The following is a 24,171-nucleotide window of genomic DNA, read 5'->3' as shown; positions in this document are numbered from 1 at the left end:
TGGCCGGCCACGGGCCGGCCGCGGCGGGCCGGGGTGTCCTCCTTCGGGATCAGCGGCACCAACGTCCACGCCATCATCGAGGAGGCCCCCGCCGAGGAGCCCGCACCGGAGACGGCCTCGTCCCCGCTGCTGCCGCTCGTCGTCTCCGGCGCCTCCCCCGAGGCGCTGGCCGCCCAGGCCGCCCGGCTGCGCGCGGTCGCCGGCCGGCCGCTGCCCGACCTCGCCCGCTCCCTGGCCACGGGCCGCGCCGCCCTCACCCACCGGGCCGCCGTCGTCGCCCGCGACGGGGACGAACTCCTCGCCGCGCTCACCGCGCTGGCCGACGGCACCGCCTCCGACGCCGTGGTCCGAGGCCGCCCCGCCGGCGGCGGCACCGCCGTCCTCTTCACCGGCCAGGGCGCCCAGCGCCCCGGCATGGGCCGCGGCCTGTACACCGCCCACCCCGCCTTCCGGGACGCGCTCGACGAGGTCTGCCAGGCGCTCGACACCCACCTCGACCGCCCGCTGCGAGAGGTGATGTGGGCCGAGCCCGGCACCGAGGACGCCGGCCTGCTCGACCACACGCTCTACACCCAGAGCGCCCTGTTCGCCGTCGAGACCGCGCTGTACCGGCTGCTGGAGTCCCACGGCGTCCGCCCGGACCTGCTGGCCGGGCACTCCATCGGCGAGCTGACGGCCGCGCACGTCGCCGGCGTGTGGGACCTGGCGGACGCTGCCCGGCTGGTCGCCGCGCGCGGCCGGCTGATGCAGGCGCTGCCCGCCGGGGGCGCCATGCTCGCCGTCGACGCCACCGAAACCGAGGTGCTGCCCCACCTCGGCCCCGAGGTGTCCGTCGCCGCCGTCAACGGGCCCCGCGCCGTCGTCGTCTCCGGCACCGAGGCCGCCGTGACCGCGGTCGCCGCCGCCTTCCCCGGCCGCCGTACCAAGCGGCTGCGGGTCAGCCACGCCTTCCACTCCCCGCTGATGGACCCGATGCTCGCCGAATTCGAGAAGACGGCCCGGGAACTGCGGTACGCGCCGCCCGCGATCCCCCTCGTCTCCAACCTGACCGGAGCCCGCGCGGGCGAGGACGAGCTGTGCGACCCCGGTTACTGGGTGCGGCACGTCCGCGAGACGGTCCGCTTCGGCGACGCCGTCCGCGCGCTGGAGGCCGACGGGGTGCGCACCTTCCTCGAACTCGGCCCCGACGCCGTGCTGTCGGCCCTGGGCGCGCCCGCCCTCGCCGACGCCGAACGGTCGGTGTTCGTCCCGGCGCTGCGCCGCGACCGGGACGAGGAACGGACCTTCGCGGCCCTGCTCGGCACCGCCCACGTCCGCGGGGTGCCCGTCGACTGGCGGCGGGTGTTCGCCGGCACCGGCGCCCGCCGCACCGACCTGCCCACCTACGCCTTCCAGCGGCGCCGGCTGTGGCTGGACGACGATCCCGGCGCGGTCACCGACGTGGGCGGCCTCGGCCAGGCCCCGGCCGGGCACCCGATGCTCGGCGCGGCCCTGGACCTGGCCGACGACGACCGGGTCACGCTGACCGGCCGCCTCTCCCTGGCCACCCACCCCTGGCTCGCCGACCACGCCGTGGCGGGCGTGGTCCTCGTCCCGGGCAGCGCCTTCGTCGAACTGGCCGTCCAGGCCGGCGACCGCACCGACTGCCCGCACCTGGCGGAACTCACCCTGGAACGCCCGCTGGTCCTGCCCGGGCACGGCGCCGTCCACCTCCAGGTGACCGCGGCGGCCCCCGACGCCGACGGGCGCCGACGGCTCACCGTGCACGCCCGCCCGGAGGACACCGGGACCGGGGGCGCGTGGACCCGGCACGCCACCGGCGTCCTCGCCCCGCGCACCGCGGCGGAACCGGCCGCCGCGACCGACTGGCCGCCCGCCGGCGCCGTACCCGTGGACGTCACCGGCACCTACGACCACCTGGCCGCGCAGGGCTACGCCTACGGCCCGCTGTTCCGCTGCCTGCGCGGCGCGTGGCGGCTCGGCGAGGAGGTCTGGGCCGAACTCGCGCTGCCCGAGCCCGCCGCGGCCGACGGCTTCGCCCTGCACCCGGCGCTCCTCGACTCCACCCTGCACGCCATCGACCTGCTCGACGGCCAGGACCCGACCGTGCTCACCCTGCCCTTCTCCTGGGAGGGCGTCACCCTGTACGCGAGCGGCGCCACGGCGGTGCGGCTGCGGCTGACCCCGCACGGCACCGACCACATGACCCTGCGCCTGTACGACGGCACGGGCGCGCCCGTGGCCGAGGTGGCCGCCCTGCGCATCCGCCGGGTGACCGCCGGCCAACTGCACGCGGCCACGCCCGAGCCCGGCGACCTGTTCCGGGTACGGTGGACCGAACTACCGCCACCCGTCGCCGAGTCGGTGACCGCACCGCGCACCCTCACCGTGGACCCGGTGCCGGGCGCCGAGCCGCCCGCCGCGGCCCGCGAGACCGCCGTACGCACCCTCGCCGCGCTACGACGGCACCTCGCCGGGGCACCGGGCAAGGCGCCGCTGGTGGTGCTGACCCGGTCCGCCGTCGCCGTCCACGCCGACGACGCGCCCGATCCGGCGCAGGCCGTGATCTGGGGCATGGTGCGCTCGGCGGCGGTCGAGCACCCCGGCCGGTTCGTGCTGGTCGACACCGACGGCGACCCCGCCTCGGCCGCCGCCCTGCCGGCCGCCGTGGCCACCGGCGCCCCCGAAGTCGCCCTGCGCACCGGCACGGTGTACGCACCGGAGCTGACCCGCGTCACGGACCCGGGGCCGGGGACGGCCGACCGGGGAACCGCCCTGGACCCCGAGGGGACCGTGCTCGTCACCGGCGGTACGGGCAGCCTCGGACGGCTGCTGGCCCGGCATCTGGTCACCCGGCACGGGGTGCGGCACCTGCTGCTGGCCGGCCGTACCGGGCGGCTGCCCGAGCCCGGCGCCCTGGACGGCCTGGCCGCCCTGGGCGCGACCGTGACCGTGACCGCCTGCGACGTGACCGACCCGAGCGCGCTCGCCGCCCTGCTGGCGTCCGTGCCGGACGAGCACCCGCTGACCGCCGTGGTGCACGCCGCGGGCGTCCTGGACGACGGCCTGGTCACCGACCTCACCGCCGAGCGGCTGGAGGCGGTCATGCGGCCCAAGGCGGACGCCGCCTGGCACCTGCACGAGCTGACCCGCGGCCGCGGCCTCGCCGCGTTCGTCCTGTTCTCCTCCGCCGCCGGCACCCTGGGCGCGGCGGGCCAGGCCAACTACGCCGCGGGGAACGCCTTCCTGGACGCCCTGGCCGCGCGTCGGCGCACCGAGGGGCTGCCCGCCCTCTCGCTGGGCTGGGGGCTGTGGGACACGGGGGAGGGCATGGCGGCCGGACTCGACGAGACCGGGCTGCGCCGCCTGGCCCGCGACGGCATCCTCCCCCTGCCCGCCGACCGGGCCCTGACCCTGTTCGACCGCGCGCTCACCACCGGGGGCACACCGACGGCGGGGGGCACGCCGGCCGGGGGACTCCCGGCCGGCGACCGGGCCCTGCTGCTGCCCGTCCACGTGCGGGTCACCGAGGACGCGCCCGCCCTGGTACGAGGTCTCGCGCCCGCCGCCGTACGGCGCACCGCCCGCCCGGCGGCCGGCCCCGCGCCCGCCGCCGAGCCGCTGCCGGGCCGGCTGGCCCGGCTCGGCGCCGCCGACGCCCTCAACCTGCTGGTGGAGACGGTCCGCGGACATGTCGCCGAGGTCCTCGGACACGGCTCCGCCGATGCCGTGGACCCCCAGCGCCCCCTGGGCGACCTGGGTGTGGACTCGCTGGCCGCGCTGGAACTGCGCAACCGGCTCGGCGCGGACACCGGCCTGCGGCTGTCCACCACCCTCACCTTCGACTACCCGACCTCCGACGCCCTCGCCCGGCACCTCCTCGCGGAGCTGGGTGCCGACAGCGCCGCCGGCCGGGTCGACATCGAGGCCGAAGTGGTGCGGCTGGAGGAGGTGCTGGGCAGCGCGCTGGACTCGCCCGCGCTGGACGAGGAGCAGCGCGCCCGGGTGGCCGCCCGGCTGCGCACCCTCAGCGCCCGCTGGGACGGCACCGGGGAGTGGCGGGAGAACGGCACCGGACAGACCGGCGGGACGGGGCTGGAGACGGCCACGGCCGACGAGCTGTTCGGCATCCTGGACGGCGAACTGGGCAGCTTCGGCTGATCCTGCGGCGGGAGCACGCGGCCCCACCGGTGACTTTCCGGTGGGGCCGCGTGCCCTTCCCCGCCGGGCCGGGTTCTCCCGGACGACGACGTGGCGCCGCGGAGCCGCTCAGCCCGCCGACGAGTGGGTCTCGGCCCAGCGGTCCGACAGCTTGGGGATGCGATGCTCCAGCATTTTCGACGGCAGCTCCGTCCGGCTGGCCACCTGCAATTTGCGGTAGACGCGGGTGAGATGCTGCTCCACCGTGCTGATCGTGACATGCAGCCGGGTGCTGATCTCGCGGTTGGTGTAGCCGAGCGCGGCCAGCCCGGCCACCCGGCACTCGGCGTCGCTCAGGAGCGCCGGGCCGTCCTCGGTCTCGGCGGTGTCGGGCCGCACCGGATCCTCCAGCAGGTGCGCGTCGACCGGCGACTCGATCCGGCAGGCCTCGGCCTCCCCGGCCGCCTGCCGGGCCACCAGCCGGGCCCGGGCGTACTCGCCGAGTTCGTAGTGCGCGGCGGACAGGTCGGCGTACGCCTGGGCCAGCGCGTAGCGGTCGCCGCACGTCTTGAGCAGGTCGATCGCCTCGCGCAGCAGCGAGGCCCGGCGGTGCGGCTTGCAGGTGGCGGCCACCAGCCTGAGGGCCGTGGCCCGGGCCCGGGAGCTGTGCCCGCCGGGCAGCCGCAGCTGCTCCTCGGCCCACTCGCGGGCCGTGCGGGCCTTGCCGATCCGCAGGTTGGCCAGGGCCAGGTCGGACCGCCAGGGGATGCCCTTCTGCAGACTGGGGTTGCCCTCGCGCAGCAGCCGTCCGCAGGTCTCGAAGTCGCCCAGCGCCGCGAACGGCCGGTCGGTGGCGAGGTGGTGGTGGCCGCGGGCCCGCAGGTACTGGATGCCGAACACGGTACGGAACATGGGTTCCGGCACATCGTGCTTGAGCAGTTCCTCGGCCTCGGCGAAGGCCCCCAGGGCGGTGTACGCGGAGATGGCCGTCGACAGCGGCAGGCCGATGAGCACCCCCCAGCTCTGGGCGCCCAGGATGCCGAGCGCGTCGAGCGCGCCCCGCGACGCGGTGGTCACATCCCCCTGGAGCAGGGCTATCTCGGCCCGGATGGAGCCGAGCAGGGCCCGCCAGGTCGTCGCCCGGCGTTCCACGGCGCACTCCAGCAGCCCGTCGCAGGCGTCGGCGGCCAGCGCGGGCCGGTCGGCGTGGGCGATGGCCAGCAGGGACATCGCGACCAGTTCGAGGTTGAGATGGTCCAGCCGGTGTCCTTGCAGGGCCTGGGCGACGGCTGCCGCGGACTCGTCGGTGGCCTCGCCGCCGACCAGGGCCGCCACCCGCGAGGCCAGTCCGCCGGTGTCGGCGCCCACCGGGCGGGGACGCGCGTCGGGGCCGGCGACCGGGGCTCCCTTGCCGGGCAGCGCCACGCCGTAGAACCACTGCCGGACGAACTCCACCTCGGCGACGATCTGCGCGTCGGCGGGCGACTGGACGCGCACGAGGGTGGCCACGGCCTTGGCCGCCAGCTCGGTGTCGCCCCGCCACAGCAGATAGCGCAGGACGGTGGCGGTGTCCCGCATGCTCAGCTCGCCGTCCAGCGCGGCCTCGCGCAGCGGCTCCAGGTGGGGGCCGGCCGCCGCCGGGTTGGTACGCCACTGGGCGCGGGCCAGGGCCACCGACAGGGCGTGGCGTTCGCGCTGGTCGGCGCAGACGCGCAGGACCATGCCGAGGTAGTCGGTGCAGCGCTCCACGTCGTCGGCGGCCAGCGCCTGTTCGGCGGCGGCGCGCAGCACTCCCGGGCCCCAGTGCGCCGGTACGAGATCCGCGGCGTGCAGCTGCCGTGCCACCTCGACGGCGGGGGCGCCGGAACGATACAGCAGCTGGGCGATCCGGCCGTGCAGCTCGGCGCGGGCTGCGGTGTCCATGTCCTCCAGGACGGCCGCGGCGGCGGTGGGGTGCCGGAAGGCGTGACCGTCAAGCAGCCCGGAGGAGTTGAGGACGGCGACGGCTTCCTGGGCGCCGGCGGGCGTGGTGCCGGCCAGCTCCGCGACGGCGGCGCCCGGTGCCGGGGTGCCGAGCGCGGCGAGGGCCCGGGCCACCCGGACCTGGCCGGCCTCGCCGCGGTGCAACAGGGACAGCACGGCCTGGCGGTAGGCGGCGCCGGGGACGGGCGGGCCGATCTCCGGGCCGAGCGCGGCGCTGTCGTCGAGCAAGGCGTGCACGAGCAGCGGGCTGCCGGCGGTGGCCCGGTGGTAGGCGCCGCACACGTCTTCCGGGAGGGTCCGTCCGGCCTGGGCGGCGAGGATTTCGCCGACGCTCGCCTCGGACAGCGGTGCCAGCCGCACCCGTCGGTGCGGCTGGCGCAGCAGCTCGGTGTGCGCGGCCGAGTGGACCGCGCCGAGATGCCCGGACGTGGCGCACACCACGAGCACCCGCCGGGAGCGGCTCCGGCGCAGCAGGTGGATGACCGTCGTCAGGGAATCCGGGTCCATGGCGTGGGCGTCGTCGAGGGCGACGACGAGGGGGCGTTCCCCGGAGACGAGGTGCAGCAGCGCCTCCGCCGCCCGGTGTGCGGCGGAGGGCCCGGGGTGTGAGGACGCGTTCTCCGCCTCGACGGTGCCGAGTAATTGCCCGACCAGACTCATCGGCCGGGCGCACTCCGCCGCGGAGGCCGTACCGGTCAGTATCCGCGCGCCGGAGCTGTGCAGCGTGGTGAGGAATTCGTGCATCAACTGGGTCTTGCCGGATCCGGGACCCCCCGTGATGATCACGAGTCGGCCGTTACCCCGCGCACTGTCGGTGAATGCCTCGGCCAGGGACCGGAGTTCTCTCGAACGGCCGAAGATGTGCATCGTGCCTCTCCCCATGGATTCTAATTCCGAACCGGATCATGCTCCGCTTTCGCGTGATGGGTGATGGCGGGGTGTCACGCGACGGTGCGTGGAGAGTTCACAAGGGCGGCGACGGCGTCGCGAAGGCGGCGCGCCGGAGCGGTTCGGGCCCTGGCGGACGGCTGCTGACCGGCGGCGCGGCGTGCGCGTGTCCGCCGGTGTGTTCCCTGCCTGCATCGCGAGAGGCGTTGCATCCTCTGGTCTCCCGTTTGCGCCGCGTACTGTGCACACCCCGCGTGGATTTCGGCCAACAATTGGCTGAAATCCACGCGGGGTGTGTGCGGCTTTGCTGGTCGAGCCCCCGAATTAAAGATTAGAAACACATAGCAGAAGGAAACGTTATCTGTCCAGGGTAACGTTGTCAACTGTCGTCATGTATCGGTCACTTATGGTCCTGTTATGCCTCCTGCCTACTGGCCGGATGGTCCGTCGAGGCATCGTTTTACAGTCCGTTTATTTACCGGGTGGTTAATGAATGGAACCGGGCGCGTCCCGCCCTCGGATCGGTCACGCGGAACGCGCTTCGGCTGCCCGTTCGGGCACACCGTCCCCTTCCCCCGGGGGCCGGTCAGGGGAGGATCGAGTCGATGTACCCGCCGTCGACGCGCAGCGCTCCGCCGGTCGTCGCCGACGCCTGTCCGGAGGCGAGATAGACGACCATATGGGCGATCTCCTCCGGCTCGATCAGGCGCTGGAGCAGGGACTGCGGCCGGTGCCGGCGCATGAACTCGCGCTGTGCCTCGTCCCAGGGCAACTCCCGGTCGACCAGCTCGTATACGAAGTCCTCGACCCCGCCGGTGTGGGTGGGCCCCGCGATGACCGAGTTCACCGTCACGCCCGTGCCCGCGGCCTTCTTGGCGAAGCCCCGGCTCACCGCCAGCAGGGCGGTCTTCGACATCCCGTAGTGGATCATCTCCGCGGGGATGACCACCGCCGAGTCGCTCGCCACGTACTGGACGCGGCCCCAGCCGCGCTCGGTCATGCCCGGCAGATACAGCCGGGTCAGCCGTACGGCGGCGAGGACGTTCACCTCGAAGTAACGCCGCCACTCCGCGTCGGTGATCTCCAGCGGGTCGGCGGCGCCGAAGACGCCGAGGTTGTTGACGAGGATGTCCACCCCCGGCAGCAGATCCGCGACCCGGGCCGCGCCCTCGTCGGTGGTGACATCGGCGGCCACCGGTACCGGCTCGGCGCCCGGCACCTCCCGCGCCAGCGCCTCCACGCTCTCGGCCACCCGCCGCTCGTCGCGGCCGTTGACACCCACCCGCGCCCCGGCCCGGGCGAGCGCGACGGCGATGGCGGCACCGATGCCCTGCGTCGAGCCGGTGACCAGTGCGGTACGTCCTGTCAGATCGATGTGCATGAGGGCACGGGTTCCCCCGCGCCCGCCGGCCTACCGTCGCCCGCCGATCCGCCCGTCCGCCGAGACCGCCACGGCCGTCCCCCCGGGGACCGGGGGCCGACGGCGTCGCGTCCGCGAAGCGGTGGCCGGCGTCAAGAAACCGTCAGCGCCCGCCGGCGAGGAGCCGCCCGGTACCGGGGAACGGCACCGCCTGACCGCCGTCACCGGCCTGGCCGCGCTGTCGCTCGACGCGATGGCGTCCGTGGCGTACGGCCCGGAGGCGATCGCCCTGGGTGCCGGCTGCCGGGGGCGCCCGGGGGCCGGGGATCACCGCCCGTCACCCTGGCCATCGCCGCGCTGCTCGCCGTCTGCCACCCGGACCCGGAGGACCGCGCCGCGCTGCACGCCCTGGAGCGGTCCTGGGCCGCGTGGGACCCCGGGGCGCCGCTGCTGCGGCTGCCCTGCGCCCGGCACGGACTGGGCCGGCCGATCGCCGCCTACGTCCGTGAGGTGACCGCCGCCGAGCCCGGCACCCGGGTCACCGTGCTGATCCCGGAGACCGAGCCGGAGCGGCTGTGGCCGGGGGTGCCCCCGCGCGAGCGAGGCCGAGCGTGGGGGAGGCTGCTGGGAACCAGCGGGGCGCGGTCGTCGCGCACGCCGTGCGCCGGGAGACGGACGCGGTGATCTGCCGCCTGCGGTTCCGGCCGGTCCGAGACCCGCCCGCCCCGGGAACGCACGCGGCCGACCACCGGTAACGACCGGTAGCCGTAAGAGAACCGTCAAAGACACGGGCGAGGCCGTAAGAGAGGCGTCAACAAGCGGTCGGATCCGGCCTGGGAGGCGCTTTCCTCGTACTCGTCCGTTTCATCGAACCTCACTCCAGGAGTTCGCGATGGCCGATCTGGCCTTCGTCGTCACCGTGCTCGCCGGTTTCGCGCTGGTGGCTCTCGTCGCCAAGGGGGTGACGAAGCTGTGACCGCCGAGAACATCGTCGGCCTCGTCGTGGCCGTCGCCCTGCTGGGCTATCTCGTCCTCGCCCTGATCTTCCCGGAGAGGTTCTGAGCGCGCACATGGGTCCCGTACTGGCAGGCGTGCTGCAACTGCTCGCCCTGATAGGCGCCCTGGCGCTCGTCCACGTCCCCTTCGGCACCTACATGGCCCGGGTCTACTCCTCGAAGAAGCACCTGCGGGTGGAGAGGTGGATCTACCGGGGCATCGGCGCAGACCCCGACGCCCGGATGACCTGGCCCGCGTATCTGCGCGGGGTACTGGCCTTCTCGTTCGCCGGTGTCCTCTTCCTCTATCTGCTCCAGCGGCTCCAGGGCGTCCTGCCCGGCTCGCTCGGCTTCTCCTCGGTCGGCCCGGCGCAGTCGTTCAACACGGCCGTGTCGTTCGTGACCAACACCAACTGGCAGTCCTACGCCGGCGAGCAGACCATGGGCCACGTCGTGCAGACCGTCGGCCTGGCCGTGCAGAACTTCGTGTCGGCCGCCGTGGGCATGGCGGTGGCGGTGGCGCTCGTGCGCGGCTTCGCCCGGTCCCGCTCCGGTGACCTGGGCAACTTCTGGGCCGACCTGGTACGCGGCACGCTGCGGATCCTGGTGCCCGTCGCGGTGCTCGCCGCCGTGGTGCTGGTGGCGTGCGGAGCGCTGCAGAACTTCTCCGGCATCCACGAGGTCGGACAGTTCGCGGGCGGCCGGCAGCAGTGGGGCGGCGGTGCCTACGCCTCACAGGAGGTCATCAAGGAACTGGGTACCAACGGCGGCGGCGTCGCCAACGCCAACAGCGCCCACCCGTTCGAGAACCCGACCCCGTTCACGAACCTGCTGGAGATCTTCCTCATCCTGGTGATCCCCTTCTCGCTGACCCGCACCTTCGGTGTCCTGGTCGGCAACGTGAAGCAGGGGTACGCGATCCTCGGCACCATGGCCGGCATCTGGCTGGGCTTCGTCGCGCTGATGATGTGGACCGAGTTCGCCCACCACGGCCCGGCGCTCCAGGCCGCCGGCGGGGCGATGGAGGGCAAGGAGGTCCGCTTCGGCATCGGCGGCTCCTCGATCTTCGCGGTGACGACCACGCTGACGTCGACCGGTGCGGTGGACTCCTTCCACTCCTCCTTCACCGGCCTGGGCGGCGGCATCACGATGCTCGGCATGATGCTGGGCGAGATCGCGCCCGGCGGTGTCGGCTCCGGCCTGTACGGCATGCTGATCATGGCGGTGATCGCGGTGTTCATCGCCGGCCTGATGGTCGGCCGGACACCCGAGTACCTGGGCAAGAAGATCGGCGCCCGGGAGATGAAGCTGGCCGCCTGCTACCTCCTCGTCACCCCGGCGCTGGTGCTGGTCTTCACCGCGGCCTCGCTCGCCCTGCCGACCCCGCCTCACTCGATGCTCAACCCGGGCGCGCACGGCTTCTCCGAGGTCCTGTACGCGTTCACCTCGGCGTCGAACAACAACGGCTCGGCCTTCGCCGGCCTGAACGCGAACACCGACTGGTTCAACACCACGACCGGGCTCGCCATGCTGCTCGGCCGCTTCCTGCCGATGGTGTTCGTGCTGGCACTCGCCGGCTCGCTCGCCGGACAGCGGCCCGTCCCGGTGACGGCGGGCACCCTGCGCACCGAGAAACCGCTGTTCACCGGCCTGCTGGTGGGCGCGATCCTGATCATCACCGGTCTCACCTACTTCCCGGCCCTGGCACTGGGCCCGCTCGCGGAGGGCCTGGCGTGATGAGCACCGACATGAGCTCCGACGTACACAAGCAAGAGGACTCGATGTCCACTCCCACTCTCGCGCCCCACCAGGACGCTTCGATGGGGCACCAGCCGGCCGAGGGCCGCGTCCAGGCAGGCCTCTTCGACCCCCGACAGCTCGTCAGGTCGCTGCCGGACGCCTTCCGCAAGCTCGACCCGCGGGTGATGGTCAAGTCACCCGTGATGTTCGTGGTGTGGATCGGCTCGGTGCTGACCACCGCCTTCTCCTTCCAGGACCCCGGCGACTGGTTCGGCTGGACCATCAGCGGCTGGCTGTGGCTGACCGTGCTCTTCGCCAACCTGGCGGAGGCGGTCGCCGAGGGCCGCGGCAAGGCCCAGGCGGACACCCTGCGCAAGGCCAAGAGCGACACCGTCGCCCGCCGGCTGCTGGGGGACGGCTCCGAGGAACGGGTCCCCGGTACCGGACTGGCCATCGGCGACCTGGTGGTCTGCGAGGCCGGCGACATCATCCCCGGTGACGGGGACGTGGTGGAGGGCGTCGCGTCCGTCGACGAGTCGGCCATCACCGGCGAGTCCGCGCCGGTCATCCGCGAGTCCGGCGGCGACCGCAGCGCCGTCACGGGCGGCACCAAGGTGCTCTCGGACCGGATCGTCGTCCGGATCACGACCAGGCCCGGCGAGACCTTCATCGACCGGATGATCAACCTCGTGGAGGGCGCGGCCCGGCAGAAGACGCCGAACGAGATCGCGCTGAACATCCTGCTGGCCTCGCTGACCATCGTGTTCCTGCTGGCCTGCGCCACCCTGCCGCCGTTCGCCGACCACGCCGGCACCCACCTGACCATGGTGGTGCTGGTCGCCCTGCTGGTCTGCCTGATCCCGACCACGATCGGCGCCCTGCTCTCCGCGATCGGCATCGCGGGCATGGACCGCCTGGTGCAGCGCAATGTGCTGGCCATGTCGGGGCGGGCGGTCGAGGCCGCCGGTGACGTCTCGACGCTGCTGCTCGACAAGACCGGCACCATCACCCTCGGCAACCGGCAGGCCGCCGAGTTCGTGCCGGTGCGCGGGACGACGCAGGCCGAGGTCGCCGACGCCGCCCAGCTGTCGTCACTGGCCGACGAGACCCCCGAGGGCCGCTCCATCGTCGTCCTGGCGAAGGAGAGGTACGGGCTGCGGGAACGCCACCAGGGCGAACTCGTCGGCGCCGAATGGGTCGCCTTCACCGCCCAGACCCGCATGTCCGGCGTGGACGTCGACGGCCGCCGGGTCCGCAAGGGCGCCACCGCCTCGGTCATCGCCTGGGTGGAGGAGCGGGGCGGCACGGTCGCCGAGGACGCGGACCGGATCGCCGACCGGATCTCCGCGGCCGGCGGCACCCCGCTGCTGGTCGCGGTGGAGGACGGCGACGGCGCCCGCGTGCTCGGGGTCATCCACCTCAAGGACGTCGTCAAGGAGGGCATGCGGGAGCGGTTCGAGGAGCTGCGCCGCATGGGCATCAGGACGGTCATGATCACGGGTGACAACCCGCTGACCGCCAAGGCCATCGCCGAGGAGGCGGGCGTGGACGACTTCCTCGCCGAGGCCACCCCCGAGGACAAGATGGCCCTCATCAAACGGGAGCAGGCCGGCGGCAGGCTGGTCGCGATGACCGGCGACGGCACCAACGACGCGCCGGCCCTCGCCCAGGCGGACGTCGGCGTGGCCATGAACACCGGCACGTCGGCCGCCAAGGAGGCCGGCAACATGGTCGATCTCGACTCCAACCCGACCAAGCTGATCGAGATCGTGGAGATCGGCAAGCAACTCCTCATCACCCGGGGCGCGTTGACGACGTTCTCCATCGCCAACGACGTGGCGAAGTACTTCGCGATCATCCCGGCGCTGTTCGCGGCGGTCTACCCGGGCCTGGACAAGCTGAACATCATGCGCCTGTCCTCGCCGGACTCCGCGATCCTGTCGGCCGTCGTCTTCAACGCTCTGATCATCGTCGCGCTGGTGCCGCTGTCCCTGAAGGGCGTGCGGTACCGGCCGATGAGCGCGGACCGGATGCTGCGCCGCAACCTCGGGATCTACGGCGTCGGCGGCCTGATCGCGCCGTTCGCCGGCATCAAGCTCATCGACCTGCTCGTCTCTTTGATCCCCGGGATCGGGTGAAGGACATGAAGAACTCCCTTGTGAACACCGGCCGTCTGATGGGCGCGGGCCTGCGCGCACTGCTGGTGTTGACCGTGCTCACAGGCGTCCTCTACCCGCTGGCCGTCACAGGTGTGGCCCAGGCGCTCTTCCCCGGCGCGGCGAACGGATCGCAGATCGAGGCGGACGGCAAGGTCGTCGGCTCGTCCCTGATCGGGCAACAGGGCTACAGCCTCCGGTACTTCCAGCCCCGCCCCGCACGCGGACTGGCTGAAAACTCGGTCAACACCCAATACCGGCTGCTGGTGTCCGGGGCGACCAACCTCGCCGCCGACAACAAGGAACTGCTCCGGCAGGTCGAGGACGCCAAGGCCAAGGTCGTCCGGGACAACTCGGTGCCCGGACACCCGGTCGGCCCCGCGGACGTCCCCGCCGACGCCGTCACCTCCTCCGGCTCCGGCCTGGACCCGGACATCTCCCCGGCCTACGCCGCACTGCAGGTGCGCCGGGTCGCCGCGCGGAACCACCTGCCCGTCGCCGCGGTACGCGAGCTGGTCGCGGACCACACCGAGGGGCGCACCCTGGGATTCATCGGCGAACCGCGCGTGAACGTCCTGGAGTTGAACATCGCCCTCAAGAACCTCGCGGCCGGGCGGTGACGGCCTTACGCGACCCGCACGGGAGCCGACGGCACCAGGGACGCGTCCCGGTGCCGCCGGCCCCCGGCGCCACGACCGGAAAGGTGCAGCCCATGACCCGGGTCCTCGTCGTGGAGGACGACCCGCAGCTCGTACGGGCCCTCGTGATCAACCTCCAGGCCCGCCGGTACGGCGTCGACGCGGCCCCCGACGGAGCCACCGCGCTCCGCCTCGCGGTCGCCCACCGGCCCGATGTCGTGCTGCTGGACCTCGGCCTGCCCGACATGGACGGCGTCGACCTCATCAGGGCCCTGCGCGGCCGGACCCGTGTCCCCGTCCTGGTCCTGTCCGCCCGGCAGGCCTCGGACGAGAAGGTCGCCGCGCTGGACGCCGGCGCCGACGACTACGTCACCAAGCCGTTCAGCATGGACGAGCTGCTCGCCCGGCTGCGGGCCGCCGTCCGCCGCACCGGGGACGTGCCGCCGGCTCCGGAGCCGCCCGTGGTGGAGACGGAGACCTTCACCATCGACCTGGGCGCGAAGAAGGCCGTACGGGACGGCCGGGACGTCCGCCTCACCCCGACCGAATGGCATCTGCTGGAGATCCTGGTCACCCGCCCCGGCCGACTCGTCACACAGAAGCAGCTGCTCCAGGAGGTCTGGGGGGTCTCGCGGAGCGACAAGAGCAACTACCTGCGCGTCTACATGGCACAGCTGCGGCGCAAACTGGAGACCGACCCCTCCCACCCCCGCCACCTGATCACCGAACCGGGCATGGGCTACCGCTTCGAGGACTGACCCCGCCGGCCGCGGCACCGGACACCGCGCATCGACCGGCCGACAAGTTCACCGCGGGTCGACGGCCCAGTGGTTGGCCCGGATCACCCGACCCGCGAAGTCCACATCGGTCTCCCCCCGGAACCGGAAGCCGACGGACCGGCAGATGCCGTTCGACGCCGCGTTGCCGACCGCCGGGAAGGCGTGCACCACACCCCAGCGATCCTGGTTCCAGGCCTCCTCCAGGAGCGTTCGCACGGCGCGCTTGCCCAGCCCGCGCCCCTGGAACTCCGGCAGCACCATCCACCCGATCTCGGAGAGCGGCCCGTCACCGGTGTCGTGGGACCAGAGGGTCACCGTGCCCGCCACCACATCGGGGCGGCCCCGGTCGGGGACGATCATCTTGATCCACGCCAGTCCGGCCGCCGCCTGCCGCACATCCCGCCCGACCTTGTCCGCCATCCCCTCGCGGGGCAGGGGCCCGCCGAGGTCGGCCATCATCACGGGATCGCACCGCATCCGGACATAGGCGTCGACATCGTCCAATGACACATCGCGCAACTCCACAGGCCCCTCCTCCGCCGTGCCGGATCATCCCATGTGCCGGTGGTGCCCTCGGAGCGGGTCAGGGGCCGGTGAGGACGGCGAGTCGGCCGGTGGCCCGGGTCATGGCGACGTAGCGGTCCACCGCTCCCTGGACGCCGGTGCCGAAGCGGTCCGGTTCGACGAGGACGACCAGGTCGAATTCCAGTCCCTTCGTCAGCTCCGGGGGCAGCGAGCGGACGCGGGACGTGGCCGGGAACGCGGGGTCGCCGATGACGCAGGCGATTCCGTCTGCGTGCGTGTCGAGCCAGTCGTCCAGGACCGCGCGCAGGTCCGCGACCGACCCGTGGGCGACGGGGACCCCGCTGCGGCGCACGGACACGGGCACGTTGGCGTCGGGCAGCACGGCCCGGATGACCGGCTCGGCCTCCGCCATGACCTCCTCCGGCGTCCGGTAGTTCACGCTCAGCCAGGCCAGGCGGATCCGGTCGAACCCGACCCGCTGGAGCCGCTCTTGCCACGACTCGGTGAAACCGTGCCTGGCCTGCGCCCGGTCCCCGACGATGGTGAAGCTCCGGGACGGGCACCGCTGGAGCAGCATCTGCCACTCGGCGTCGGTCAGTTCCTGCGCCTCGTCCACGACGATGTGCGCGAACGGCCCGGCGAGCAGATCGGGGTCGGCGGCGGGCAGTTCGGCCTCGTCCACCAGGCTGACCTTCGCGTCCTCGCCGCGCAGCATCCGCACCAGGCCCTCCCCGTCGTCGCCGTCGGCCCCGGAGTCCGCGACGGCCTCGATCAGGTTGTCGACGACCCGCGTCATGCGCTCCCGCTGCGCCGCGAGGACCGCCGCGCGACGACGCTCGCGCCGCGCCGCCTCCGGGTCGCCGAGCCGTTGCCGTGCCGCGTCCAGCAGCGGCAGGTCGGACACCGTCCAGGCCCGGGCGTCCGCGCGCTGCAATCGTCGGACCTCGTCGCGGTCGAGCCAGGGCGCGCACAGCCGCAGATAGGCGGGCACCGTCCACAGGTCCCCGACCAGATCGGCCGCCTCCAGCAGCGGCCACGCCCGGTCGAGGGCCGTCAGCAGCTCCCGGTTCGCCCGCAGCGACCTGCGCAGCAGCTCGGGCGGGGCATCGCCGTCGTGCTTGTCCTGAAGGATCGTCAGCAGCTCCGCCAGCACCTGCTCGCGGGCCTCGTTGTGCGGCGTACCGGGTTCCGCCGCGTCGAACGCCGCCGCCCAGTCGTCGGCGGTCAGCCGGATGTCGGACCACGCGGTGGTGACCGTCATCCCCTCGGCGGGCGGCTCCTCGTAGAACCTGACGGCCGTCTCGATCGCCCGTACCATCCGCGCCGACGACTTCAGCCGGGCCACTTCCGGGTCGGCCTCGGCCACCGCGTCCGCTCCCTCGGCGACGAGGTCCCGCAGCGTGCAGGTCTGCACGCCCTCCTCGCCGAGACCGGGCAGCACGTCGGAGACGTAGGACAGGTACGGCCGGTGCGGGCCGACGAACAGCACCCCGCCCCGGCGGTGGCCGAGCCGGGGATCGGCGTACAGGAGGTAGGCGGAACGGTGCAGGGCGACGACCGTCTTGCCGGTGCCCGGGCCGCCGTCCACGACGAGCGCGCCACGGGAGTCCGCCCGGATGACGGCGTCCTGGTCGGCCTGGATGGTGCCGAGCACGTCCCGCATCCGCGCCGAACGGCTGCCGCCCAGACCGGCGATGAACGCGGACTGGTCGTCCAGCGCGGCGTGCCCCACCAGCCCCTCGGCGGTGAACACCTCGTCCCAGTAGTCGCCGATCCGGCCGTTCGTCCAGCGGTACCGGCGGCGGCTCACCAGGCCCATCGGGCGGGCGTGGGTGGCCCCGAAGAACGGCTCGGCCGCGGGGGAGCGCCAGTCGACCAGCAGTCGCCGGCCCGTGCTGTCGGTGAGGCCGAGGCGTCCGACGTACACCGGCTCGGGGTTGTCCGCGGTGACCATGCGCCCCAGGCACAGGTCGAGGCCGAAGCGGCGCAGCGCGCGCAGCCGGGCGGAAAGCCGGTGGATCTCCGCGTCCCGGTCCATCGCCTGCCGGCCGATGCCGCCGGGCGCCCTGCGTTCGGCGGCGAGACGGCCGGACAGTTCGGCGATCGACTCCTGGAGGCACTCCGCGATCGCCGCGAAGTGCCGTTCGTCGTCGGCGATCAGCGCCGGATCGGCCTTGGCGGACAGCCGGTCGGGAAGGTCGAAGGCGCTGGTGGTCGGGTGGGGTGTCACGTGGTTGTCTCCGATGAGGCCGCTGGTCGGGCCGGGTAAGGGGTCGGGTGGGGGATGTCCGGGCCCGCGCGGCCGCTCAGCCGGTGGCCGCGGTGGCGAGCAGCAGCCGCGCCGCCACCGACGCCCCGTCGGCGCGGACCCGGCCCGCCACGGCGGTCGCCCGCGCGCGGGTGACGGGGTCGAGGGCCGTGCGGAGCGCGGCCGACAGCGAGGCGACGGTGGGGGCGGGGCCGTCGTGGGCCGCGCCGATGCCCAGTTCGGCGACCCGGCCCGCCCAGTACGGCTGGTCCGCCGCCTGGGGCACCACCACCTGGGCCGCCCCGGCCCGGGCGGCCGTCGTCGTCGTGCCCGCGCCGCCGTGGTGCACGACGGCGGCCACCCGGGCGAACAGCGCCTGCTGGTTGACCTCCCCGACCTCGAAGCAGTCCTCCCGGCCGCCGCCGGGGGACAGTTCCGCCCAGCCGCGCGCCAGGACCATGCGGAGGCCCCGCGCGCGGACCGCCTCGACGGCGACCCGGGCCATGTCCGCCGCCGCGTGCAGGGGCATGCTGCCGAAGCCCACGTACACCGGGGGAGTGCCGGCGTCGAGGAACGCCACCAGGTCGGCGGGGAGCGGGCGGGTGTCGGGCAGGATCCATGCGCCGGTCTGTACGACGTCGAGGCCCCCCGTCTCGTGCCACGGGTCCAGGAACGGATCGCTCGCCAGCCAGGGCCGGTCGCCGACGACGTAGCCGCGGACGTCGTCCACCGGCGGCAGGCCGAGGGACGCCCGGCCGGTGTTGAGCGCCTCGCGGAACAGCGCGTTGATGCTCCGCGCGTCCAGCTCCCACAGCTCCTCGGGGTCGGTCACCTCCGGCGGGAGGGGTCGGCCGGGGTACGCCAGCGGCCGGCGGTGCGGCGCGGGCAGGGTCAGCTGCTGGAAGGTGACGGACACCGAGGGGATGCCCAGCTTCTCGGCCACCGACAGCGCGCCCGCGGCGGCGGGCAGCGCGCCGGTCGCCACCAGCAGATCGCAGCCCTCGGCCGCCTCGGTGAGCGGCCCGAGCTGACCGGCGATCAGCCGGGCCGCCCGCTCGGGCAGCGACGCGGGGGACGGCGCCGCCCTCGTCAGCGCGCGGGCCGAGGGGCCGACCGGCACCAGCGGCACGCCGGCGTCGGCCAGCCGCCGTGCGAAGTCCTCGTCCGGCGGCGCGCACACCCGCACCCGAGCGCCCTGCTCGCGCAACCGGACGGCGAGTCCCGCCAGCGGTTCCACGTCTCCACGTGACCCATAGGTCGACAACAGCACACGCACTTCGCAGAACTCCCATTTCGGCGGCTTCCCGGCTTAGGTCGACGATTCTGCGGTACGACGGGGGCCTTGCCGCAAGGCCCCCTGTGCGCTATAAGTTGAGAGTGGCAAGGAGTGGGTGACCTCCTTGCCTTTGTTTTTTCTCCCGTTTTCTCCCGTTTTCCCTCTCGTCTTTCTCTCGGTTTTCTCTCGGTTTTCTCTCGGTTTTCCTCCTGCTTTCCTCCTGTTTTTCCTGTCAGCGGCCGTGATTTCCGTCCGTACCGTCCCGTTCGTTCGTGCTGGCCCAGGCGACATGGCCGTCCGGGCGGATCAGCGCGGCACGCACCCCGGCCCAGGCCGACGGCGGCCGGACGAGAGCGCCGGTGTGCCGGATGGTGCCCGGTGCCGAGGGCCCGGCGGGCAGGTCCCCGGCGGGGTCCAGCAGGAGCGGGAGGCCCGGGCGCAGCAGGGAGAACAGCCCCTCGGATCCCTCGACGGCCAGGTCCGGGGCGCGGGTACCGGTGAGCGGATGGGCGGCCGGGTCCGCCGGCGGGTAGCCGACGGAGAGCCCGGAGACCCGCTCGGCCAGGGTCGCGTTGAGGGCCGGGTGGGTGGCCAGCAGCGCGCTCAACTCCCCGCGCAGCGCGAGTCCTTCCGGTGAGAAGGCGGTCATCAGGGCGGTCTGGGCGCGGCTGCTCTCCAGCAGGGCGGCACCCACCGGGTGGCGCTCGTCGTGGTAGGTGTCCAGCAGCGTCTCGCCGGCCCGGCCGCCGAGGACGGCCGCGAGCTTCCAGCCGAGGTTGTGCGCGTCCTGGATGCCGACGTTCATGCCCACCCCGCCGGTGGGGAAGTGCTGGTGGGCGGCGTCCCCGGCGAGCAGCACCCGCCCGTCGCGGTAGCGCTCGGCCTGCCGGGTGGCGTTGCCGAAGCGGGAGAGCCAGACGGGGTCGCGCAGTCCGAAGTCGTGCCCGGTGACGGCCCGCACCTTGGCCCGCAGCTCGTCCAGGGTGAGATCGCCCGGCCAGGTGGCGGTCAGGTCGTCCGGGGTGATGCCGACCAGCCGGGTCAGCCCGCCGGGCAGCGGGGCGGCCATCACCCCGCCGGCCGGACCGCAGACGGCGAAGCCGGGCGGTACGGGGTTGTCGAGCCGTACGTCCCCGAGGAAGCCCAGGACGGTTGCGGGTGTGCCGGGGAAGCCGATGCCGGCCGCCGTGCGGACGGTGCTGCGCACTCCGTCGCAGCCGACGGCGTACGCGGCCCGCAGCTCGTAGGGTCCCTCGGGCCCCCGTATGCGCAGGGTCACCGCGTCCGGTGCCTGGGCCAGGCCGGTGACGCGGTGTCCGCGCAGGACGCGCGCGCCGAGCGCCAGCGCGTGCTCCTCCAGGAACTCCTCCGTCCTGGCCTGCGGCAGCGCCAGGGTGTACGGGAACGGGGTGTCCAGTACCCGGAAGTCCAGCCGGGTGCCGAGCCCGCCGAAGTGGCCGCTCGGGAGGGGGGTCCCGGCCTCCAGGAAGGGACCGTGGGCGCCCCGGGACGCCAGGATCTCCAGGGTGCGCGGATGGAGGGTGAGCGCCCTGGACCGCTGGTCGCGCTCCCGGCGTTCCTCGACGACGGTGACCGTGGCCCCGCCCAGCCGCAGTTCGGCGGCGAGCCAGAGCCCCACGGGGCCTCCTCCGGCGATGACGACGTGCTGTGCCACCCCTGCCTCCTTCTTGGTCACTGACCAATAGACGTGGACGCAGTAAACTAGGTCAGTGACCAAGAAGCAAGTGAGTGCGGAGCGCGGCCCCCGGCTGGACGCCGACGCGGTGGTGCGTACGGCCTTGGAGCTCCTGGACGACAACGGGCTGGACGCCCTGTCCACCCGAGCGGTCGCCGACCGGCTCGGGGTCCGGATGAACACCGTGCTGTGGCATGTGAAGACCAAGGCCCGGCTGCTGGAGCTGATGGCGGACGCCGTCGCCGGGGAGGTCCCGCTCGACCGCCTGCCCGACGCCCCGGGCGACCGGGCCCGCGAACTCGTCCGCCGCTACCGCCGCGCCCTGCTCGCCCACCGCGACGGCGCCGCCCTGGTGACCGGCACCTACCCCGCCGAGCCGCACACCCTGCGCTTCGCCGAGGCACTCGTCGGCACCCTGCTCGACGGCGGCCTGCCCGAACGCGAGGCGGCCTGGACCATGTGGGCCCTGGTCTACTTCACGCTCGGCCTGACCCAGGAGGAGCAGTCGGCCGCCGCCCGGCCCCTGGACGGAAGCCTGGCCCGAGCGGTCTTGGCGGACACCCACCCCGCCCTGCACCGCACCCTCGCCCACCTCGGCGCGCGATCCTTCGACGCGCGCTTCGAGTTCGGCCTCGACACGATCCTCACCCGGGGCGCCGGGCCGGCCGGCCCGGCCGGTCAGCGGGCGCCGGTCACAGACCCATGACGTCGAACAGGAGGGACGGATCCGGTTCCGCCGCCCGGTCCAGGGTCTGCTCGGCCCAGATGACCTTCCCCCGCGCCACGTAACGGGTCCCCCACAGGTCCGCGAACTGGGAGACGAGGAACAGTCCCCGGCCCCCTTCGTCCGTGCTGGCCGCGCGCCGCAGCCGGGGCGAGGTGTTGCTGCCGTCCGACACCTCGCAGACCAGGGTGCGGCCCAGCAGCAGCCTGACCCGCACGGGCGGGGCGCCGTAGCGGATGGCGTTGGTGAGCAGCTCGCTGAGGATGAGTTCGGTGCTGAACGCCGTCTCCTCAAGCCCCCAGTCGGCCAGCCGCCGGCTCACCTCGCCCCGCACCCGGGGCACGGCCGTCACATCGAACGGCACGTCCCAGGCCGCCACGCAGGAGGGCGCGAGCCGCCGGGTCCGGGCGACCAGCAGGGCCACGTCGTCACTGGGGCGCTCGGGCAGCATCCGCTCCACCAGGGCGCGGCAGGTCTCCTCCGGTGTCCGGTCCGCGTGCGCGACGGTCGAGGAGAGCAGCGCCAGCCCCTCGTCGACGTCCCGGCCCCGGCTCTCGATCAGGCCGTCGGTGAACAGCACGAGCCGGCTGCCCTCCGGCAGCTCCAGCTCACCGGTCTCGAAGGGGTGCCCGCCCACCCCCAGGGGCGGCGACAGGGGAAGGTCGGGGAAGGTCACCCGGCCCTCCGGATCCACCACGGCGGGCGCCAGATGCCCGGCGCGGGAGACGGCGCAGCGCCCGCAGACCGGGTCGTAGACGGCGTAGAGGCAGGTGGCACCGGTGAGCGGCACGTGATCGTCGTCGTCGGCGGTCGCGGTCTGGGAGTCCAGCCGGGTCACCATCTCGTCCAGGTGCCCGAGCAGTTCCTCCGGGGCCAGGTCCAGCGACGAGAAGTTCAGCACCGCCGTACGCAGCCGTCCCATGGTCACCGCGGCCTGCATCCCGTGCCCCACGATGTCCCCGACGACCAGCGCCACCCGGAACCCGGGCAGGGGGATCACGTCGAACCAGTCGCCGCCCACCCCCGAGCGGGCCGGCAGATACCGTGACGCGATCTCCAGCACATCCTGCTCCGGCAGTCCCACCGGCAGCAGACTGCGTTGCAGCGTCACCGCCATCGTGTGCTCGCGGGTGTACCGGCGGGCGTTGTCGATGGCCACGGCGGCCCGGGCGACCAGCTCCTCGGCCACCGCGACGTCCTCCTCCTCGAACCGGGGGGAGCCCGCGCCCCGCCAGAAGTCGGCCATCCCGAGGACCACCCCGCGGGCCCGCAGCGGCACCGTGATCAGCGAGTGGATGCCGTACTCCAGTGCCCGCTCGGCCCCGCCGGAGTCCCGTGCCCGCCAGTCCTGGGCGGTGCGCAGGTCCGGCACCAGGACGGCCTTGCCCCGCCGCAGCGCCGCCGCCATCGGGGTGTCGGCCATCACGAACCGGATCACCTCGCCCACCGGCTGCAAGGGGTGCCCGGTGCGCGTGGTGCGCAGCGCGGTACGGCGCATCTCGCGCACCGCGCTGGTGGGCTCCTCGCCGCGCAGCACGGCGTCCAGCAGTTCCACGGTGACGAAGTCGGCCATGCGCGGCACCGCCACCTCCGCCAGCTCCTCGGCCGTGCGCCGCACATCGAGCGTGGTGCCGATCCGCATGCCCGCCTCGTACAGGAACGACAGCCGGCCCCGCGCCAGCTCGGCCTGCCCGGACAGGGCCAGCAGCTCCGTGGTGTCACGGAAGGTGGCCACGAGCCCGGGGGCGCCGCCGTAGGGGACGGTGGGCCGGATGTTCACCGCCAGCAGCCGGTCCCCGGCCCGGACGACCTCGTCGGACGCGGCCTCGCCCGCCTCCAGCAGCCGGGTCGGCCCCGGCCCCAGCCCCAGCTCCCGCACCTGCCGCCGGTCGGCGTCCTTGGGGAGGTCCAGCAGCCGGCGCGCCTCGTCGTTGGCGAGCAGCACCCGCCCGTCGCCGCCGAGGATCAGCACCCCCTCGCGCACGGCGTGCAGCACGGCGTCGTGGTGCTCGTACATCCGGGTCATCTCGGCCGGGCCGAGCCCATGGGTCTGCCGCAGCAGCCGGCGGCTGACCAGGGCGGCGCCACCGGTCGCCAGGACCAGTGCCCCGGCCGCCGTGCCGAGCAGCACCGGCAGCTGCCGGACGAGGACGTCGCCCACGTTCGCGTACTCGATGCCCGCGGTGACGACGCCGACCACGCGTCTGCTCGGGTCCGTCACGGGGACGACGGCACGCACCGCGTCGGTCGGCCGGCCGTGGAAGGTCTCGGTGAACGACTCGCCCAGGAGCGCCCGGCCGACCCCCTGGGCCTTGGTGCCGATCAGCGCGGGGTCGCGGTCGGTCAGCCGGACCCCGTGCCTGTCCAGAACGGCGACGAAGTCGACGCCGGAGCCCTTGCGCACCTGTTCCGCCTGCGACTGCAGCCCGGCCGTCGGATCCGGTGAGCGCAGCGCCTGTGCCGTACCGGGGGCGTGGGCGAAGGCCTCGGCCACCGCCAGCGACCGGTCCCTGGCGTTGCGCTCGGCGTCGTACAGCCCCTGCACCACCAGGGCGGCGGCCCCCACCGCGACCAGCAGCAGCATGATCAGCGCCTGGAACAGGAAGACCTGCGCGGCGAGCGTGCGGACGCTCAGGGACGGCGGGATCCGGCGCCCGCGAAACGGCCACGGCGCTCGTCGACGGGGCGGATCGGAGGCCCACCGGGTGCCGGGCGGCGGCGCCGCTTTCGCCCTTGGACGGCGGAAACGTCCGCTCATCTCCCTTTTCTAGCACTGCGGCTCGGTGCCCGGCGACCGCTGTGCGCCGGCCGCGCGGGATGTCGGCGAACCGGTGTCGGCCGGCCGGGTGATGGGGGGGCGGGGGCGGGACCCGCTCCGCACGGATGACGGCCGGCGCCCGCCGTGGGAAGGCCGGCCCCGGGCCTGCCGGGTTTCGTCCCGGCCGGGCCGGAAACATGCCGCTGAGCGGAGCAATCGCCGGTGTGCCGCGCGCGGCCGCACCAGGCTGGGACCTTGTCGTGCG

The 24,171-nt window shown here is 73.9% G+C and carries 14 protein-coding genes and 1 pseudogene; 8 read left to right on the top strand and 7 right to left on the bottom strand.

Annotated features, from left to right (window positions below; all coding sequences use genetic code 11):
• On the top strand, positions 1-4,161 hold a 4,161-nt coding region (locus ABD350_RS37310; RefSeq protein ID WP_425584217.1), incomplete at its 5' end, for a type I polyketide synthase.
• Between the two features lie 108 nt (positions 4,162-4,269).
• Here the strand turns inward: ABD350_RS37310 and ABD350_RS37305 are convergent.
• Positions 4,270-6,990, bottom strand: coding sequence for an AAA family ATPase (locus tag ABD350_RS37305; RefSeq protein WP_344353812.1), 2,721 nt, complete (start codon positions 6,988-6,990; stop codon positions 4,270-4,272).
• Positions 6,991-7,597: 607 nt separating this feature from the next.
• Positions 7,598-8,392 (bottom strand): SDR family NAD(P)-dependent oxidoreductase, encoded by a 795-nt coding sequence (locus ABD350_RS37300; protein WP_344353810.1) that lies wholly within the window; start codon positions 8,390-8,392, stop codon positions 7,598-7,600.
• 121 nt (positions 8,393-8,513) lie between these two features.
• Between ABD350_RS37300 and ABD350_RS38130 the strand changes: the two are divergent.
• From ABD350_RS38130 to ABD350_RS37270, 6 genes and pseudogenes are all read left to right on the top strand, one after another.
• A pseudogene (locus tag ABD350_RS38130) lies at positions 8,514-9,126 on the top strand (hypothetical protein).
• A 217-nt stretch (positions 9,127-9,343) separates the two neighbouring features.
• On the top strand, positions 9,344-9,433 hold the full coding sequence (kdpF, locus tag ABD350_RS37290; protein ID WP_016434100.1) for a K(+)-transporting ATPase subunit F: 90 nt from the start codon (positions 9,344-9,346) through the stop codon (positions 9,431-9,433).
• An 8-nt stretch (positions 9,434-9,441) separates the two neighbouring features.
• Complete coding sequence (kdpA, locus tag ABD350_RS37285) at positions 9,442-11,103, top strand: potassium-transporting ATPase subunit KdpA (RefSeq protein ID WP_344353806.1); 1,662 nt, start codon at positions 9,442-9,444, stop codon at positions 11,101-11,103.
• An 11-nt stretch (positions 11,104-11,114) separates the two neighbouring features.
• A complete protein-coding gene (gene kdpB / locus ABD350_RS37280) occupies positions 11,115-13,244 on the top strand; it encodes a potassium-transporting ATPase subunit KdpB (protein ID WP_344353804.1) in 2,130 nt (709 codons plus the stop codon).
• A 5-nt stretch (positions 13,245-13,249) separates the two neighbouring features.
• Positions 13,250-13,882: a potassium-transporting ATPase subunit C gene (locus ABD350_RS37275; protein WP_344353802.1), complete on the top strand. Its 633-nt coding sequence runs from the start codon at positions 13,250-13,252 to the stop codon at positions 13,880-13,882.
• Between the two features lie 92 nt (positions 13,883-13,974).
• Entirely contained in the window at positions 13,975-14,658 is a 684-nt protein-coding gene (locus ABD350_RS37270; protein ID WP_344353800.1) for a response regulator, read from the top strand.
• A 48-nt stretch (positions 14,659-14,706) separates the two neighbouring features.
• Here ABD350_RS37270 and ABD350_RS37265 read toward each other — a convergent pair whose 3' ends face one another.
• The 4 genes from ABD350_RS37265 to ABD350_RS37250 form a co-directional block, all read right to left on the bottom strand.
• On the bottom strand, positions 14,707-15,204 hold the full coding sequence (locus ABD350_RS37265) for a GNAT family N-acetyltransferase (RefSeq protein ID WP_344353798.1): 498 nt from the start codon (positions 15,202-15,204) through the stop codon (positions 14,707-14,709).
• Between the two features lie 58 nt (positions 15,205-15,262).
• The gene (helR, locus tag ABD350_RS37260; RefSeq protein ID WP_344353796.1) at positions 15,263-17,434 is read right to left on the bottom strand and encodes an RNA polymerase recycling motor ATPase HelR; all 2,172 of its coding nucleotides are present in this window, start codon (positions 17,432-17,434) and stop codon (positions 15,263-15,265) included.
• A gap of 76 nt (positions 17,435-17,510) precedes the next feature.
• Positions 17,511-18,728, bottom strand: a complete 1,218-nt coding sequence (locus ABD350_RS37255; RefSeq protein WP_344353793.1) for a glycosyltransferase — start codon at positions 18,726-18,728, stop codon at positions 17,511-17,513.
• 232 nt (positions 18,729-18,960) lie between these two features.
• Entirely contained in the window at positions 18,961-20,403 is a 1,443-nt protein-coding gene (locus tag ABD350_RS37250; RefSeq protein WP_344353790.1) for an FAD-dependent monooxygenase, read from the bottom strand.
• A gap of 55 nt (positions 20,404-20,458) precedes the next feature.
• Here ABD350_RS37250 and ABD350_RS37245 point away from each other — a divergent pair, with 55 nt between their 5' ends.
• Positions 20,459-21,130, top strand: coding sequence for a TetR/AcrR family transcriptional regulator C-terminal domain-containing protein (locus tag ABD350_RS37245; protein ID WP_344353787.1), 672 nt, complete (start codon positions 20,459-20,461; stop codon positions 21,128-21,130).
• Here the strand turns inward: ABD350_RS37245 and ABD350_RS37240 are convergent.
• Complete coding sequence (locus tag ABD350_RS37240) at positions 21,117-23,906, bottom strand: SpoIIE family protein phosphatase (protein WP_382466971.1); 2,790 nt, start codon at positions 23,904-23,906, stop codon at positions 21,117-21,119. The two genes, ABD350_RS37245 and ABD350_RS37240, sit on opposite strands and share 14 nt — an antisense overlap.
• Between the last annotated feature and the right edge of the window lie 265 nt (positions 23,907-24,171).

The sequence above is a fragment of the Streptomyces nogalater genome (assembly GCF_039532885.1).
GTDB classification, from domain to species: Bacteria; Actinomycetota; Actinomycetes; order Streptomycetales; family Streptomycetaceae; genus Streptomyces; species Streptomyces nogalater.
Note: the sequence above shows the minus strand (reverse complement) of the source record. Positions and strands in the feature narration are given on the sequence as shown.

What these genes read in the sequence shown, in the direction of transcription:
- ABD350_RS37305 (WP_344353812.1), bottom strand. Translation starts at nt 6,990, where the DNA reads ATGCACATCTTCGGCCGTTCGAGAGAACTCCGGTCCCTGGCCGAGGCA.
- ABD350_RS37300 (WP_344353810.1), bottom strand. Translation starts at nt 8,392, where the DNA reads ATGCACATCGATCTGACAGGACGTACCGCACTGGTCACCGGCTCGACG.
- kdpA (WP_344353806.1), top strand. Translation starts at nt 9,442, where the DNA reads ATGGGTCCCGTACTGGCAGGCGTGCTGCAACTGCTCGCCCTGATAGGC.
- kdpB (WP_344353804.1), top strand. Translation starts at nt 11,115, where the DNA reads ATGAGCTCCGACGTACACAAGCAAGAGGACTCGATGTCCACTCCCACT.
- ABD350_RS37275 (WP_344353802.1), top strand. Translation starts at nt 13,250, where the DNA reads ATGAAGAACTCCCTTGTGAACACCGGCCGTCTGATGGGCGCGGGCCTG.
- ABD350_RS37270 (WP_344353800.1), top strand. Translation starts at nt 13,975, where the DNA reads ATGACCCGGGTCCTCGTCGTGGAGGACGACCCGCAGCTCGTACGGGCC.
- ABD350_RS37240 (WP_382466971.1), bottom strand. Translation starts at nt 23,906, where the DNA reads ATGAGCGGACGTTTCCGCCGTCCAAGGGCGAAAGCGGCGCCGCCGCCC.